The 16,015-nt window shown below is 64.7% G+C and carries 14 protein-coding genes and 1 tRNA gene; 6 read left to right on the top strand and 9 right to left on the bottom strand.

Going from position 1 to position 16,015, the window contains the following annotated elements; all coding sequences use genetic code 11:
• Window positions 1-325 precede the first annotated feature (325 nt).
• The gene (gene udp / locus ACH2AT_RS08915) at window positions 326-1,111 is read left to right on the top strand and encodes a uridine phosphorylase (RefSeq protein ID WP_394965337.1); all 786 of its coding nucleotides are present in this window, start codon (window positions 326-328) and stop codon (window positions 1,109-1,111) included.
• 86 nt (window positions 1,112-1,197) lie between these two features.
• Here udp and ACH2AT_RS08910 read toward each other — a convergent pair whose 3' ends face one another.
• From ACH2AT_RS08910 to ACH2AT_RS08875, 8 genes are all read right to left on the bottom strand, one after another.
• Complete coding sequence (locus ACH2AT_RS08910) at window positions 1,198-1,848, bottom strand: nuclease-related domain-containing protein (RefSeq protein ID WP_394965335.1); 651 nt, start codon at window positions 1,846-1,848, stop codon at window positions 1,198-1,200.
• A 230-nt stretch (window positions 1,849-2,078) separates the two neighbouring features.
• Window positions 2,079-2,155, bottom strand: a tRNA-Arg gene (locus tag ACH2AT_RS08905).
• A gap of 183 nt (window positions 2,156-2,338) precedes the next feature.
• Window positions 2,339-3,640, bottom strand: coding sequence for a peptide ABC transporter substrate-binding protein (locus tag ACH2AT_RS08900; RefSeq protein ID WP_394965333.1), 1,302 nt, complete (start codon window positions 3,638-3,640; stop codon window positions 2,339-2,341).
• Window positions 3,641-3,703: 63 nt separating this feature from the next.
• Window positions 3,704-4,120 (bottom strand): hypothetical protein, encoded by a 417-nt coding sequence (locus ACH2AT_RS08895; protein ID WP_394965331.1) that lies wholly within the window; start codon window positions 4,118-4,120, stop codon window positions 3,704-3,706.
• Between the two features lie 104 nt (window positions 4,121-4,224).
• Window positions 4,225-5,262, bottom strand: coding sequence for an ABC transporter ATP-binding protein (locus ACH2AT_RS08890; protein WP_394965329.1), 1,038 nt, complete (start codon window positions 5,260-5,262; stop codon window positions 4,225-4,227).
• Window positions 5,252-6,367, bottom strand: a complete 1,116-nt coding sequence (locus ACH2AT_RS08885; RefSeq protein WP_394965328.1) for an oligopeptide/dipeptide ABC transporter ATP-binding protein — start codon at window positions 6,365-6,367, stop codon at window positions 5,252-5,254. The genes ACH2AT_RS08890 and ACH2AT_RS08885 overlap by 11 nt, the downstream gene beginning before the upstream one ends.
• Window positions 6,368-6,373: 6 nt before the next feature.
• Entirely contained in the window at window positions 6,374-7,441 is a 1,068-nt protein-coding gene (locus tag ACH2AT_RS08880) for an ABC transporter permease (protein WP_394965326.1), read from the bottom strand.
• Window positions 7,442-7,456: 15 nt separating this feature from the next.
• Window positions 7,457-8,371: an ABC transporter permease gene (locus ACH2AT_RS08875; RefSeq protein ID WP_394965324.1), complete on the bottom strand. Its 915-nt coding sequence runs from the start codon at window positions 8,369-8,371 to the stop codon at window positions 7,457-7,459.
• A 545-nt stretch (window positions 8,372-8,916) separates the two neighbouring features.
• Here ACH2AT_RS08875 and ACH2AT_RS08870 point away from each other — a divergent pair.
• Window positions 8,917-9,987, top strand: a complete 1,071-nt coding sequence (locus tag ACH2AT_RS08870) for a branched-chain amino acid aminotransferase (RefSeq protein ID WP_394965322.1) — start codon at window positions 8,917-8,919, stop codon at window positions 9,985-9,987.
• A 73-nt stretch (window positions 9,988-10,060) separates the two neighbouring features.
• Here ACH2AT_RS08870 and ACH2AT_RS08865 read toward each other — a convergent pair whose 3' ends face one another.
• Window positions 10,061-12,331 (bottom strand): N-acetylmuramoyl-L-alanine amidase, encoded by a 2,271-nt coding sequence (locus ACH2AT_RS08865; protein WP_394965320.1) that lies wholly within the window; start codon window positions 12,329-12,331, stop codon window positions 10,061-10,063.
• Window positions 12,332-12,548: 217 nt separating this feature from the next.
• Here ACH2AT_RS08865 and ACH2AT_RS08860 point away from each other — a divergent pair, with 217 nt between their 5' ends.
• The 4 genes from ACH2AT_RS08860 to ACH2AT_RS08845 all read left to right on the top strand — a co-directional run.
• Window positions 12,549-13,367 carry an MYG1 family protein gene (locus ACH2AT_RS08860; protein ID WP_394965318.1) on the top strand — a complete coding sequence of 273 codons (819 nt, stop codon included), beginning with the start codon at window positions 12,549-12,551 and terminating at the stop codon, window positions 13,365-13,367.
• A 14-nt stretch (window positions 13,368-13,381) separates the two neighbouring features.
• Complete coding sequence (locus ACH2AT_RS08855; RefSeq protein WP_394965317.1) at window positions 13,382-14,254, top strand: GNAT family N-acetyltransferase; 873 nt, start codon at window positions 13,382-13,384, stop codon at window positions 14,252-14,254.
• A 253-nt stretch (window positions 14,255-14,507) separates the two neighbouring features.
• Entirely contained in the window at window positions 14,508-15,728 is a 1,221-nt protein-coding gene (locus ACH2AT_RS08850; protein WP_394965315.1) for an argininosuccinate synthase, read from the top strand.
• An 18-nt stretch (window positions 15,729-15,746) separates the two neighbouring features.
• Window positions 15,747-16,015 (top strand): lyase family protein (locus ACH2AT_RS08845; RefSeq protein WP_394965313.1); only part of this gene is annotated, 269 nt, incomplete at its 3' end.

The raw sequence follows: 16,015 nt of genomic DNA, 5'->3' as shown, positions 1-16,015 counted from the left end.
CGCCGCCGCACGCTCGGATTCGGACACTTTGCCCTGCGGCCAAAGTGTTCGTCTCCAGGCGCACTACGCGGCGGCAGCGCCGCGTCTGGCTCGGCTGGCATCGTGCGGCAGCGCCGGGCAAAACAGGCGCAAGCGCCGCCCTGCCCCGCCGGTTGGAATTTGCGCCAAAATCTGCTACAATGGAACCATGACATCCCCCGGCTCCTGCGGGCCGGAAGGGCGGCACGGCGCGCCGTGCCGCGCGCCTCTCCCCCGCCCTTTGGCCGGGCCGAAAACCACACCGCCGCCCCGTTTGCGGGCGGCTGCACAAAGGAGGATATGAGCCATGCAAAACTATTCCGGCGAAGAGGGCCTGCAGTACCATCTGCAGATCCGCCCGGGGGACGTGGGCCGCTATGTGCTGCTGCCCGGCGACCCCAAGCGCTGCGCCAAGATCGCGGCCTATTTTGAAAATCCCCGCCTCATCGCGGACAGCCGCGAGTACGTCACCTACACCGGCGCCCTGGACGGCGTGCCTGTCAGCGTCACCTCCACCGGCATCGGCGGCGCGTCCGCCTCCATCGCCATGGAGGAGCTGCACAAGTGCGGCGCCGACACCTTCATCCGCGTGGGCACCTGCGGCGGCATGGAGATGAAGGTCAAGGGCGGCGACATCGTGGTGGCCACCGGCGCCATCCGAATGGAGGGCACCAGCCGGGAATACGCCCCCATCGAGTTCCCCGCCGTGGCCGACCTGCAGGTGGCCAATGCCCTGGTGGAATCCGCCCGGCAGCAGGGCTTTGTCTGCCACGCCGGCGTGGTGCAGTGCAAAGACGCCTTCTACGGCCAGCACGAGCCCGAGACCAAACCCGTGAGCTACGAACTGATGAACAAATGGCAGGCCTGGCTGCGGCTGGGCTGCCTTGCCAGCGAGATGGAGTCCGCCGCGCTGTTCACCGTGGCCGCCTGGCTGCGGGCCCGGGTGGGGTCCACCTTCCTGGTGGTGGGCAACCAGGAGCGTGCCGCCGCCGGGCTGGACAACCCCATCGTCCACGACACCGACGCCGCCATCCGGGTGGGGGTGGGCGCGCTGCGCCTGCTCATCGCCCAGGACAAGGCTGCTCAGGGCTGAGACAGGCCCAAAAGCCCCCAGAACGAACAGAACGGGCGGGAGCACCCAGGGGTGCTCCCGCCCGTTTCGCCGTTTTTAAAGCGCTCTCAGCCCTGCTGGCGGAGGGCCGCCGCCACCGGCTCCACTTCCACCTTTTTATCCTCCCGGAAGTGGGGCCCCTTGAGGTAGGCCAGGAAGGTCTTTTCGGTGTAGTGCCCGGTGGACCGGGGCAGATTCAGCGAAGCGGAGGGGTTGGTGAACACCACCACGGTTTCCACCGGCACGTTTTTCAGCTTCGCGGCAAACAGCGCGTCCCGCACCGCCCGGGCGCTCTTGCCCGCGCGGGTCATGGGGTTCTCGAAGGTGCGGCGGCCCTGGGGCAGCACCTGGGTCCACTCTTCCTCGTCCAGGCTGCCGTACACCTCGCCGCCCCAGCCCAGGCACTTCACGCCCAGCACGCCGAACCAGCCCACCAGCAAAAGGTCCAGGTCGGCGGCGTCCTTCGTGCCCTGCACGTTGACAGGCGCGATGACGGCGTAGTCGTCGGAAGAGGCGAAGCGGCGCACCGCCCGCAGAATGGCCCCGGCGCCTTTGTGCTCGTCGTCGGGCATTCCGCCCTTCTTCTTTGCCGCCGGCGCGCCGCCGGAGAGGGACTGGCCCTTCTGGCGGAACAGGGCGACCACATACATGGTCACCGCAAAGGCCAGCAGGCCCGCCGCCACCACGATGATGACAAAGATCAAAACATTCAGGTCCATAGAAACGATCCTCCCGCCGCCCCCGGCGGCTGTGTAAAGTGCGCGGCAGCGCCGCGAGATGCTCAATGGTACCATTGTAGCAAATCGCCGCCCTGATTGCAACCGGCGGCCTTGCGCCGGCGGCTGTGGAGAGAGGGCGCGCCCTTGTTCCGCCCCCCTTCCGGCGGCGCCGGGGCCGTTTTTTTGCCCCGGCAGAAAAAAAAGAAGAGCATCCTCTCGGATGCCCTTCTTGGTGCGCTGGAAGAGATTCGAACTCCCGACCTTCTGATTCGTAGTCAGACACTCTATCCAACTGAGCTACCAGCGCAGGTGCAAGATATATATTACCATCGGCCCAGGGGTTTGTCAACTGCTTATTCCCAAAAAAATTTAAAATTTTTCTCAAAGAAAAAGGGTTCTTTTTCCCGGCATAGAAAAAGCCCGGCCGCCCCCTTTGGGGCGGCCGGGCCTTGTTCATTTCGCTGTCAGGCGATGAGGCTCAAAGGAGCGATCAGGCCTTGGGCTTGCCGAACTGGCAGTCGTTGTTGCCGGAATCGGAAGTCCACATCTCCAGCATGTTCAGAGGATCGTTGTAGTCCATCAGCCAGCCGTTGCGGGCAACGTCGAAGTTGCCGGCCTTGCGGTCGTTCAGGAACACGTTCCACTCCATCTCGGAGATCTGCATGTCGATGCCCACGGCGTCCATATCCTGCTGGATGGCAACAGCCACGTCCACGTTGGAGCCCGGGGTGTTCACCAGGTAGGTGAAGCTCAGCGGGGTCTCGTCGCTCAGCATGCCGTTCTCATCGAACTTGTAGCCGATGGACTCCATCATGGCGATGCCTTCCTCCACGTTGGCCTCAAAGGCCTCGGCGGAAGGATCGAAGTAGTCCTTGTTCTTGAACTCCTTGCCGGTGCCGTCCAGGCAGCCAGCGGGGATGAAGGAACCGGCGGGCACCTGGTCGGCCTGGCCCACGTTGGTGACGATGTAGTCGCGGTCGATGAACAGGGCCAGGGCCTTGCGCAGGGTGGCGGCGTCCTCGGCGCTCATGCCCTCGAACATGGGGCTGTTCACGTTGAAGGACACATAGTAGGTGCCCAGGTTCTCGATCACGTGATACTCGGGGTTGCCCTGCAGGCCGGCGATCTCAGCGGTGGGAACGCCGTCGCAGAAGTCCAGGTCACCAGCATTGTAAGCATTGAAGGGCTGGACCTCGTCGTTGGAGAGCATGAACTCCTGCTTCTCGATCTTCACCTCGTCGGCGCGGTGGTAGTTGGGGTTCTTTTCGTAGATCATGGAACTGTTGTGGTTCCACTCGGTCAGAACGTAAGCGCCGCTGCAGACGAAGTTCTCGTTCTTGTTGGTGCCTTCCAGAGCCCAGGCGCCGGGGTTGTTGCCCTCGGGATCGGCGGCCTCAACGGCCTCCTGGTACACGGGGAAGTAGGTGGGGAAGGCGCACAGATCCAGGAAGTACGCGGTGGGGTACTCCAGCTCAACGGTCAGGGTCTTGCCGTCCTCGGAAGCGGTGACAGCCAGCTGCGCGTCGGGGTTGACCAGGTTGCCGTCGGCGTCCATCTCGGTCATCTCGGCGTAGCCCTTGATGGGAGCGAACATGTAGCCGTAGTCGGAGGCGGTCAGGGGATCGGCGGCACGGTTCCAGCTGTAAACGAAGTCGGTGGCGTCCAGAGTGTCGCCATTGGACCACTTCAGACCGTCCTTCAGGGTGAAGGTGTAGGTCAGGCCGTCGTCGCTCTTGGTGTAGCTCTCAGCCAGATCGGGCACCTGCTCGTGGTCGGCGTTGTAGGTGAACAAGCCGGCGAAGCTGTTGATGGCCAGAATGGCGCCGTCAGCGGTGCTGTTCAGAGCGGGATCCAGCTAGTCGGGCTCGGAAGCCAGGTAGGCATGCAGGGTGTCAGCGCCGTTGCCCAGCTCGGCGAACATGAAGTACTTGTAGCCGAAGGGAGTCCAGTAGACGTTGGTCAGGTAGTCCTGCTGCAGGTAGATATCGGTGTAGAAGTACAGGGGCAGAATGGCGCCGGTCTCCATCAGGATGTCCTCAGCCTGATGCATCAGCTCAGCACGCTTGGCCAGATCGGTCTCGGTACGGATCTGATCGATCAGGTCGTCGTAGACACCCCAGCCGTTGACGGGATCAACGAAGTTCTCGTTGGTCGCTTCAGGCTGGGAGGCAGGCTCGGAAGCCGGGGTGCTGGAAGGCGCAGGGGTCGAGCCGCAGGCGGCCAGACCGAAGCACATGACCAGTGCCAGAACGAGTGCGGTCAGCTTTTTCATGGGTATACCTCCATTTGTTTTTTTGGGCTGAAAGCCCGTTTATCAAATCACGGCCCGGCAAGAAAAACGGGTCGGGACTTGCCAAGAGGGATATTCGCCGGAACTTACTTGTTCCAGCAGGCCACCATGTGGCCGCCGCCCCGGTCGGTGAGCGGCGGGCGCTGGGCCGCGCACTGCTCGGTGGCGTAGCGGCACCGGGTGCGGAAGGGGCAGCCGGTGGGGGCTTTCAGGGGGCTGGGCACGTCGCCTTCCAGCACGATGCGCTTGCGCTCGCGGGCGGTCTTGGGGTCCGGCATGGGCACAGCGGAAAGCAGCGACTGGGTGTAGGGGTGGATGGGGTTGTTCATCAGCTCATCGGCCTCAGCCAGCTCCATCATCTTGCCCAGATACATCACGGCGATGCGGTCGGAGATGTGGTTCACCACCAGCAGGTCGTGGGCGATGAAGAGGTAGGCCACGCCCAGCTTGTGCTGCAGGTCCTCAAACATGTTCACCACCTGCGCCTGAATGGACACGTCCAGAGCGGACACAGGCTCGTCGCAGACGATGAAGCGGGGGTCCACCGCCAGGGCGCGGGCGATGCCGATGCGCTGGCGCTGGCCGCCGGAGAACTCGTGGGCATAGCGGGTGGCGTGCTCGGCGTTCAGGCCCACCAGCTCCATCAGGTGCAGCACCTTCTCCCGGCGCTCGGCCTTGGTGGTGTAGAGCTTGTGCACGTCCAGAGGCTCACCGATGATGTCCTCCACGGTCATGCGGGGGTTCAGGCTGGAGTAGGGGTCCTGGAACACCATCTGCATCTGCTTGCGGTAGGGCAGCATGTTCACGGTGGTGACCTTGCCCTTCACAGGGTTGCCCTTGGCGTCCACCTTGGGCTCGCCGGCTTCGTCCAGGTCGCCGGCGTCAAAGATGACCTCGCCGTTATATTTGATGCGGCCGCCGGTGGGCTGATACAGCTGCAGAAGGCTGCGGCCCACGGTGGTCTTGCCGCAGCCGCTTTCGCCCACCAGGCCCAGGGTCTCGCCGGGCTTGATGGCGAAGGAAACGTCGTCCACCGCCTTCAGGGGGGTGGTGGAGGCGAAGCCGGTGCGGATGGGAAAATACTGTTTCAGGTGCTCGACTTCCACAAGATACTCACTGCTCATCGCCGGCGCCTCCTTCCTCGGCAGCAATGGGGTCGAAGACCCACTCGCCGCCCTCGTTTTTCACCCAGCCGGTGGCCTGCTGCACCGCCTCGGCACTTTCGCCGGCGGCGGCCATCCCGGCGGCCTTGTCCTTCAGGGCCAGGTCGTTCAGCCAGCAGGCAGCCAGATGGTCCTGGGCCACCTGACGCTCCATGGGCACATAGTCCAGGCAGACCTTCATCGCCTTGTCGCACCGGGTGCAGAAGGCGCAGCCGGCGGGCATGTTCAGAAGGTTGATGGGGTTGCCGGCGATGGGCACCAGCCGCTCCTTCATCCGCTCGGTGCTGGGGATGGAGCGCAGCAGGCCCTTGGTGTACTCGTGGCTGGGGTTGTAGAAAATTTCGTCGGCGGTGCCCCGCTCGCACACGCGCCCGCCGTACATCACGATGATCTCATCGCACATGGTGGCGATGACGCCCAGGTCGTGGGTGACCATGATGATGGCCATGCCCAACTTCTTCTGCAGGTCCTGCATCAGTTCCAGGATCTGGGCCTGGATGGTCACGTCCAGAGCAGTGGTGGGCTCGTCGGCGATGAGGATGTCGGGCTCGCAGGCCAGGGCCATGGCGATCATCACGCGCTGGCGCATGCCGCCGGACAGCTCATAGGGATACTGCTTCACCCGCTTGGCGGGCTCGTTCACGCCCACCAGGGTGAGCATCTCGATGGCGCGGGCCTTGGCCTCGGCGCCCCGCTTGTCGGTGTGCAGGCGGATGGCCTCCTCCAGCTGGTCGCCGATGGTGAACACCGGGTTCAGGCTGGTCATGGGGTCCTGGAAGATGATGGAGCAGCACTTGCCCCGGAAGCCCGCCATCTGGCGGCGGTTCCACTTGGTGATGTCCTGGCCCTTGTATTCCACGCTGCCGCCGGTGATGCGGCCGTTGTCCGCCAGGATCTGCATGATGGAATAGGCGGTCACAGATTTGCCGGAGCCCGACTCGCCCACGATGCCCAGCACCTTGCCGGCATCCAAATTAAAGGAAACGCCGTTGACCGCATGCACCTCGCCGTTGTCGGTGGTGAAGGAGGTGTGCAGGTCCTTGACCGATAAAAGATGTTCACTCATGTACCATTACCTCCTCAGCTTGGGATCGAAGGCGTCCCGCAGACCGTCGCCGAGCAGGTTCAGCGACAGAACGATCAGGCAGATCATCAGCGCGGGGAACACCAGCTGGAAGGGGTACGCCTGAAGAGCGCCGCGGGCCTCGTTGGCGAGACTGCCCAGAGAGGGCATCGGCTGGGACACGCCCAGGCCAAGGAAGCTCAGGTAGCTCTCGGTGAAGATGGCGGAAGGAACCTGCAGGGCCACCGAGATGATGATGACCGACAGGCAGTTGGGCAGGATGTGCTTGCGAAGGATGCGGCTGGGCTTGGTGCCGATGGTGCGGGCCGCCAGAACGTACTCGTTCTCCTTGATGGTCAGGATCTGGCCGCGCACCAGGCGGGCCATGCCCACCCAGTAGAGCAGACCGAACACGATGAACAGCGAGAGCATGTTGGTGCCCAGTTTCGCGAACACCGTGCCGGAAATGGCGTTGCCCAGCGTTTCTCGCAAGACCACCGACAGCAAAATGACCATCAACAGGTCCGGCAGGGAGTAGATGATGTCGCAGATGCGCATCATCACCAGGTCCACCTTGCCGCCGGCGTAGCCGGCCACGGCGCCGTAGAGCACGCCGATGATCATGACCAGGATGCTGGCGAACAGGCCCACGGAAAGGCTCACGCGGGTGCCGTAGATCACGCGGGCGAAGTAGTCGCGGCACAGCTTATCGGTGCCGAAGATGTGGGGGAACAGCTGTTCGCCGGTCTCCTCCATGTATTTCAGTTCGTTTTCAGACCAGGTGAAGGGGGCGAGGTTGGCGGCGGTCTTGTCCCGCTTGCCGCCCACCTTCAAAATCTCGTCGTAGCCGTAGGGGATGACCATAGGGGCCACGATGATGGTGATGATCAGCAGCACCAGAACGATGATGGCGCCCACCGCCAGGGGGTTGCGCATGAGTTTCTTCATGCCATCCTTAAAAAAGGTGGTGGACTCGCTCATGACCTCCTGCTGGCTCTTTTCTTCCTCGGAGGCGGGGCTGAACTTCGCCAGGTCGATCTGGCTGCTGAGCAGGTGCTTTTTAAGCGGTGTATTCATGTGTGTTCCGTCTCCTTAGTCAAAAGTGATGCGCGGGTCGATGAGCTTGTACACGATGTCCGTGATGAGGTTCGCGGTCACCATCAGGATGGCCAGGAAGATGGTCACGCCCATGATGAGGGTGTAGTCACGGTTGGTGATGGAACTCACAAAGTACGAGCCCAGGCCGCCGGTGGAGAAGATGGACTCCACCACCATGGAGCCGGTGATGATGAACGCCACCATGGGGCCGACATAGGTCACCACGGGGATGAGGGCGTTGCGCAGCGCGTGTTTGAAGATGACTTTATAGCTGGCCACGCCCTTGGCGCGGGCGGTGCGGATGTAGTCCTGATTCAGGGCGTCCAGCATGCTGGTCTTGGTCAGACGGGTGATGTAGGCCATGGGGTACAAGCACAGACTGATTACCGGGAGCACATAATTCTGTTCGGTTGCGCTCCAAACGGGCACCAGGCCCAGCTTGATGGAGAAGATCAGCAACAGCAGCGTGGCCAGCACGAAGCTGGGGGCCGAGGTGGCCAGAGTGGTGAAAAACACGATGATGCGGTCGATCACCTTGCCCCGGTTCAGCGCCGCAACAGAGCCCAGCACCACGCCGAACACCACGGCCACCGCCGCGGCGGAGATGCCCAGCTTGGCGCTGACCTGCATGCCGGTGGTGATGGTCTCAAACACGTCGCGGCCGGTCTTGAGGCTGACGCCGAAGTCCGCCTGGAACAGCAGCCGGCTCATGTAGTTCACATACTGCACCGGCACGGGCTGGTCCAGGCCGTAGCGGGCCTCCAGCGCCGCCATGACGGCGGGGCTCAGCGCCTTTTCCGAGCTGAACGGGCCGCCCGGAATGGCGTACATCGAGAAAAAGGTGATGGCGCTGACGATGAAGATGGTCAAGATCGCCAGAAGCACGCGCTTCACCACATATTTTGCCATAAGATCACTCCTTAACTCCCTCGGCGCCGCGCGCGGCAACCGCGCGGCGCGCCGGCTGCGGCAACCAGCCGGGCGGCCGTCCTTTTTGCGAACACCACTGTCCGCGGCGTGCGAACAAGTGAAGAAACAAAAAAAGCGCCATTCCCCGCGGGCAGCCGCCGGCGTGAAACTGTGTGCGCCCGGCGGACCCACTGCTTCGCGCCCGCGCGCCCGCAAAAAAGCCTGGACACGCTGCAACAGCAAACAAATTGTCTCTATATTTTACCGCTTTTTCGCCAGTTTGTCAATTTCCAGGGGCAAAAAGCCCAAAGCTGCCGGAACATTTCATCCCTTTAGCAGAGTAATCAACCAAACTGAGTAATTATTATAATGTGATTCATGGCGCTCGTCAAGAAAAAGCTGGATTTTTCCGGGTGGACCTGTGAAATTTCCCCCATCCGGCCGCTGCGGGTGGACAAACAGCCGGACTTTTTTCAAAAAAGGCTTGTTTTGTTTTCACCGTGTTACTATAATAAAGGAAAAATCCTGAAAGAAGGCAACGCATCATGCTGAACATCACCGTGCAAAAGACCGCCGCGCCCAAACAAAAACCCGCCGACGAGACGAAACTCGGCTTTGGCAAGCTGTTCACCGACCACATGTTCCTGATGGACTACGCCGCCGGCGAAGGCTGGCATGACGCGCGCATCGTGCCCTACGGCCCCCTGCCCATGGACCCGGCCACCGCGGTGTTCCACTATGCCCAGGAAATTTTTGAGGGCATGAAAGCCTACCGCACCGCCGAGGGCAGGGTGCAGCTGTTCCGGCCGGAGTGCAACGCCGCCCGCTTCAACGATTCGGCCGACCGGCTGGGCATGCCGCCCATCCCCACCGGGGACTTTGTGCAGGCGGTGAAGGCGCTGGTGGATGTGGAGCGGGACTGGGTGCCCCATTCCGACGGCGCATCCCTTTACATCCGGCCCTTCTGCATTGCCACCGACGTCAGCCTCGGGGTGCACGCGTCCAAGAACTATCTCTTTGCCATCATCTGCTCGCCCTCCGGCGCCTACTATGCCGAGGGCCTGGACCCGGTGCGCATCTACGTGGAGGACGAGTACATCCGCGCGGCGCCCGGCCTCACCGGCTTCTGCAAGTGCGGCGGCAACTACGCCGCCTCCATCAAGGCGGGCGAAAAGGCCGAGGAGCTGGGCTTCAGCCAGGTGCTGTGGCTGGACGGCGTGGAAAAGAAATATGTGGAAGAAGTCGGCTCGATGAACATCATGTTCAAGATCGACGGCAAGATCTACACCGCCGCCTGCACCGGCACGGTGCTGCCCGGCGTGACCCGCCGCTCCATCATCGAGCTGCTGCGCGACTGGGGCTACGAGGTCGTCGAGGGGCCGCTGGCCATCGCCGACGTAATGAAGGCCGCCGGCGAAGGCAAGCTGGAAGAGGTGTTCGGCACCGGCACCGCCGCGGTCATCAGCCCCGTGAAGGAGCTGGTGTGGGAGGGCAGGGCCGCCGCCATCGGCGGCGGCAGGATCGGCCCCCTCACCCAGAAGCTGTACGACACCCTCACCGGCATCCAGTGGGGCCGCCTGCCCGATACCAAAGGCTGGGTCGTGCCGGTAGAGTAAAAAACTGTGCGCAGTTGAAACACAAAATCCCCCGGGAATTTCCCGGGGGATTTTTTTGCAGCGTTCGCAGGGGTCAGCCCGGCACGCAGTCCAGCACCGCCTGGGCGATGGCGCCGCCCTCGGCCCACAGGCCCATCTCGCCGGCGCAGCTCTGATACTCGGCGGGGCTGCTCACAAAGCCTGTTTCCAGCAGCACCGCCGGGCAGAGGTTGGAGCGGGTGACGTAGAAGTAGTTGTAGAACACGCCCCGCGCCTCGCGGCCGGTGGCGGCGGTCATCCGGTCCACCAGGGCCTGGGCCAGGGGCTTGCCCTCGGTGTAGAACCAGTAGCACTCGGTGCCCACCAGGCCGCCGGCGTCCTTGTCCAGGCTGGTGCTGTTGTGGTGCACCGAGATGAAGAAGTCCGGCGCGGCGGCGTTGAGCATCTCCACCCGGTCGCCCAGGGTGGGGAAGCTGTCGTCTTCGCGGGTCATCAGCACGGTGGCCCCCAGCTGCTCCAGCCGGTATTTGGCCGCCAGCGCCTCCGCCAGGTTCAGGTCCTTCTCCTGGGGGAAGTCCTCGCTGGCGGAGCCCACAGCGCCCATGTCGGTGCCGCCGTGGCCCGCATCCAGCATCACCGTCACCCCGGTGAGGGGGCCGGTCTCGGAGTCCGAGCGCCGGGGCTGGTGTTTCAGCAGGATCTGGGTGCCGCCGTCCTCGGTGTAGCGCACGTGGTAGCCCCACAGCGGGTCGGCGTCGTTGAACACGAAGCGCAGCGAGAAGCCGCCCTCCCCGGTGGGCTCCGCCGTCACGGTGGCCCCGCCGAAGCCCAGGTCTGCGGGCATCTCGCCGGTGAAGGAGGCGGACAGGAAGGTGAGGGTCAGCTCATTGCCCTCCCAGGTGTGGGTGTAAAGGGGGGTGCCCGAGCCGGTGAGGGTGAGCACTTCCATGTTGCCCTCGGTGGTGCGCCCGGCCCCGGTGAAGGCCGCGTCGGGGGTGGAGGAGGGCAGCAGTTCGCAGTCCTTGGCCAGGATGTAGCCGCCGTTCTCCAGCTGGTAGGCGTAGGTGCGGCGGCCCGAGCGCACGAACGGCACGCTCTTCTCCACCGCGGCCACCGCCCCTTCGTAGGCGGTCATCCGAATGGAGTCGTCGTTGGCGTAGTCTTCCAGCAGGCTGGCCAGGGTGGTGTTGATGCGCAGCTTCTGGCCGGGGGCGGCGGCTTCGCTGCCGTCCGGGCGGGCCGCGCCGGCCCCGCCGCCGGAGTAGGTGGAGCGGGTCACCGTGATGGTCACGGTGACGTCGCCCTGCACGGCGGTGATGTCGTTGGCGCCCATGTTCAGGGGCGCCAGGACGCCCCACACCCCCATCTCGCCGGTGCGCTCCACCGGCGTGCCGTTCACCGTCAGGGGCTGGGCCGGGTCGGAGGTGCCGATGAGGTAGACGTTCTCGGTATACACCGTGGCCCCGTCGGCCGGGGTGACGATGGAAAGGGTGCGGGGCACGTCCTTGGCCAGCACGTCGGGCAGAGCCTCGCCGCCCGCGAAGCGCAGGGCCACGGCGGCGTCGGAGCCGTCCGCCAGCAGGCTGCCCAGCTCGCCCAGCACCAGCCCCCGGCCTTCTTCCAGCTGCCAGGCCGCCGCCAGCAGCGCCGCGTCGCCGTCCTTGCGCAGCAGCGCCGGGGCCTCGCCGCCCCCGGTCAGGCCCACATAGGTCAGCAGGGGCGGCTCCACCGCCGCTTCCTCCCCGGTCTCGGCGGCCAGGGCTTCGGCTTCGGCCTTCGCCGCGTCCAGGGCAGCGGCGCTGGCCTCGTCCAGGCCATAGAGGGCCAGCTTATAGTCCTGCGCGGCCTTTTCCAGCCATTCGGGCAGCGCCGCGCCGGCGGCCAGCGGCTGGCCGCCGTCATCGGTGGCGATGAGGGCCGCCTGCATGCCCCGCTCCCTGGCCTGCTTCATCAGATAGTTCACCGGGTCGAACCGGGAGAAGAAGCCGTCGTTTTCGGTCACCGCCCCGGCGGTGGCCACCGTCAGGTCCTTGCCTTTCACCCGGAAGAGCACCTGGGCGGGGTCGGCGTCCACCCGGCCGGTGAGCAGCACCGTGTTGGCCCCCAGCGCCTTCGCCTCGTCCAGCGTGCTCTCCAGATAGGCCTGCTGCTCCTCGGTGGTGCGTTCGGTGGAGAAGTAGCTGCTCCAGTCGGAGGCCAGCACCACCGCCTTCACGTCCTTGGGCGCGCGCATGTCCGGTGTGCCCAGCGAGCCGACGCCCCGCACCAGCAGCACCAGCAGCCAGACGAGGGCCGCCAGGGCGGCCAGCGCGGCCACCGCCAGCACTGCCGCCAGCACCCGCCGCCGTCTGTATTTCGTCTTCATCCGAACCTCCCCCTCCCCTCGCGCCGGGGCGCGAATGGCGTCGATATTCAGCACCATTATAACACAAACCCGCCCCGCCTTGTATGAAACTTCTGTAAACGGCGGGCAGGAAACTTCTGGAGCGTACCTTTTATATATATGGGGCCCGGCGCTGTTTTTTGCGGCGGGAATGTGCTATACTGAATGGAAAACCAGCGACGAAGGAGAGTCTTGTTCCATGAAGGTACCGGCCAGAGGATTCACCCACGGGGGCAAATTCCATGCGGACGACGTGTTCGCCACCGCGCTGCTGCGCATCCTGCGCCCGGATTTCAGGGTGCAGCGGGGGTTCGAGGTGCCGGACGATTTCGACGGCATCGTCTACGACATCGGCGGCGGCATGTTCGACCACCACGACGCCGGCCGCCCCCAGCGCCCCAACGGCGTGCCCTACGCGGCCTTCGGCCTTTTGTGGAAGGTGTTCGGCCCCCGGCTGGTGGGCGAGCATCAGGCCCGCCTTCTGGACGAGAACTTCGTGCAGCCCCTGGATCTGAACGACAACACCGGAGAGGACTGCCTGCTGGCGGACGCCATCGGCGGCTTCAACCCTTTGTGGGACTCGAAGGACGACCCCGACGCCTGCTTTGCGAAGGCGGTGGACTTCGCCCAGGTCATTTTGCAGAACAACATCGACGCCGCCAACGCCGTGAACCGGGCGGACGCGCTGGTGAAAAGGGCGCTGGAAAAAATGGAGGACGGGGTGGTGGTGCTGCCCTGCTACGCCCCCTGGAAAAACGCCCTCTACCGCTCGGACGCGCGGTTCGTGGTCTACCCCAGCCAGCGGGGCGGCTGGGCGGCCCAGTGCGTCAACGACCGGCTCACCCGGCGGCCCAAGCGGCCCTTCCCGCAAGGGTGGGCGGGCCAGCCCCCCGAGGAGCTGGCAAAGCGCAGCGGCATTGCCGGCCTGCGCTTTTGCCACGCCAGCCGCTTCATGATCGCCGCCGACACCAAAGAGAGCGCCATCGCCGCCTGCCGCATCGCCGACGGCCGCCGCTGAAAGGAGGCCCTTCCATGCCCGTCTGCTATGCCTACATGGTGCGCTGCTCTGGCGGCGCGCTCTACACCGGCTGGACGACCGACCTTGCCCGCCGCCTCGCCGCCCACAAAAGCGGCAAAGGCGCCAGGTACACCCGGGCCTTCGGGGCGGCGGGCCTTGCCTGGGCGGAGGCTGTGGCGGACAAAAGCGCCGCCCTGCGCCGGGAGGCCGCGGTGAAAAAGCTGCCCAAGGCCCAAAAAGAGGCCCTGGCCGCCTCCTTCGACCCCGCCCGCTTCGTGCTGCTGCGCCCGGCAAAGCCCGCCGACGCGGCCGGGGTGCTGGAAATTTTCGGCTGGTATGTGAAGAACAGCACCGCCTCCTTCCTCTATGAAGCGCCTTCGGAGGCGGAATACCGCCGCGCCATCGCCGCAACCCGGCGCACACTGCCGTATATCCTTGCGGAAAACGCCCTGGGCCGGCCCCTGGGCTACGCCTGCGCCCACCCCTGGCGCTACGGCTGCGACGCCTACGCCTGGGACGCCGAGACCACCATCTACCTGGCCCCCGACGCCCGGCGGCTGGGCCTGGGCTCCATGCTCTACCACGGCCTGCTGGCGGCGCTGGCAAAGCAGGGCTACCGCAACGCCTACGCCGTGCTGGCCGACCCCAACCCCGAAAGCGAGGCCTTCCACACCGCCTTCGGCTTCGTCTGCGAAGGGCGGCAGAAGCGCACCGGCTACAAAAACGGCTGGCAGGGGGTCAGCTACTGGCTGCTGGACCTTTCCGACCCCGCCGCCGACCCGAACGCGCCCCCCGTCCCCCCCACCCCCCTGCCCGCGGGGCAGCTGGAGGAGGTGCTGGCCGCCGCCCGCCTGGGCAAAGGCTGGCGGGCCATCGCCGGGCGATGAATATTCAAAACCGCCCGCCGCCGGCATTCGCCCGTCCGCCATGGAAGCACAAATCGCCGCTTTTTGACAAAACGCCCAAAAGAGGCCCGTTTTTGCGGGCCTCTTTTTCTGCGCCAAAGCGCGGAACTCATCCTTGTTCCTCTTGACCAAACCCCGTTCCACATGTATAATTAGCCGTAATATTTTGAATATATATTCAAAATATTACGGCAAAACCGGGGCCACGGCCCAAAGGAAAGGGAGTCGCAGCACCATGAAAAAGCAGTACAAAAAAGTTGTCCTTGCCTACTCCGGCGGGCTGGACACCTCCATCATCATCCCCTGGCTGAAGGAGAATTACGGATGCGAGGTCATTGCGGTGGCCGGCGATGTGGGCCAGCACGACGAGCTGGAGGGCCTGGAGGAGAAGGCCATCGCCACCGGCGCATCCAAACTGTATGTGGAAGATCTGCGAAGGACCTTTGTGGAGGACTATATCTGGCCCACCCTGAAAGCGGGCGCGAAGTACGAGACCTACCTGCTGGGCACCAGCTTTGCCCGCCCGCCGCTGGCCAAGCGCCTGGTGGAGATCGCCAGGGCGGAGGGCGCCGAGGCCATCTGCCACGGCTGCACCGGCAAGGGCAACGACCAGGTGCGCTTCGAGCTGGCCATCAAGGCCTTCGCCCCCGATCTGGCGGTCATCGCCCCCTGGCGCGAGTGGGACATCAGAAGCCGCGAGGAAGAGATCGAGTACGCCGAGGCCCATGGCATCCCCCTGAAGATCAGCCGGGAGACCAACTATTCCAAGGACAAGAACCTGTGGCATCTGTCCCACGAGGGGCTGGACCTGGAGAGCCCCGCCAACGAGGCCCCGCTGCTGCGCCCCGGCTTTCTGGAGCTGGGCGTGGCCCCCGAGCAGGCGCCCGACGAGCCCGCCTATGTGACCATCCACTTTGAGAAGGGCGTGCCCACCGCCGTGGACGGCGAAGCGATGGACAGCGTGGCCCTGGTGGAAAAGCTCAACGAGCTGGGCGGCAAGAACGGCATCGGCATCCTGGACATTGTGGAGAACCGCCTGGTGGGCATGAAGAGCCGCGGCGTCTACGAGACCCCCGGCGGGGCCATCCTCTACGCCGCCCACGGCCTGCTGGAAAGCATCACCCTGGACAAGGAGACCAGCCACTTCAAGGCCATCGCCGCCCAGAAGTACGCCGACCTTGTCTACAACGGCCAGTGGTTCACCCCTCTGCGCGAGGCGCTGGACGCCTTCGTGGACTCCACCCAGGCCACGGTGACCGGCGACGTGAAGCTGAAGCTCTACAAGGGCAACATCACCCCCGCCTGCCTCACCTCCCCCTACACCCTCTACGACGAGCAGACCGCCAGCTTCGGCGAGGACGACGACTACGACCAGGCGGACGCGGCGGGCTTCATCAACCTGTTCGGCCTGTCCATCCGCGAGCGGGCGAAGCTGTCGAAAAACTGGAACAAATGAGATAAGGAGAGTTGGACCATGCAGCTGTGGCAGGGACGATTCACCAAAGCGGTGGACAGCCGTGTGAACGACTTCAATTCCTCCATCCGGTTCGACCGGCGCATGGCCGCCCAGGACATCGCCGGCAGCATGGCCCACGCGGCCATGCTCACCGGGCAGGGCATCCTTTCCGAGGCGGGCGGCGCGGCCACCCAGGAGGGCCTTGAGGGCCTCCTGGCGGACCTTGAGAGCGGGGCCCTTTCCATCGACCCCGCCGCCGAGGACATCCACACCTTCGTGGAGGCCGA

The sequence above is a fragment of the Candidatus Allofournierella excrementigallinarum genome (assembly GCF_944388085.1).
Lineage (GTDB): Bacteria > Bacillota > Clostridia > Oscillospirales > Ruminococcaceae > Allofournierella_A > Allofournierella_A excrementigallinarum.
The sequence above is the reverse complement of the archived record's forward strand: the minus strand, read 5'-3'. Positions and strand labels throughout refer to the sequence as shown.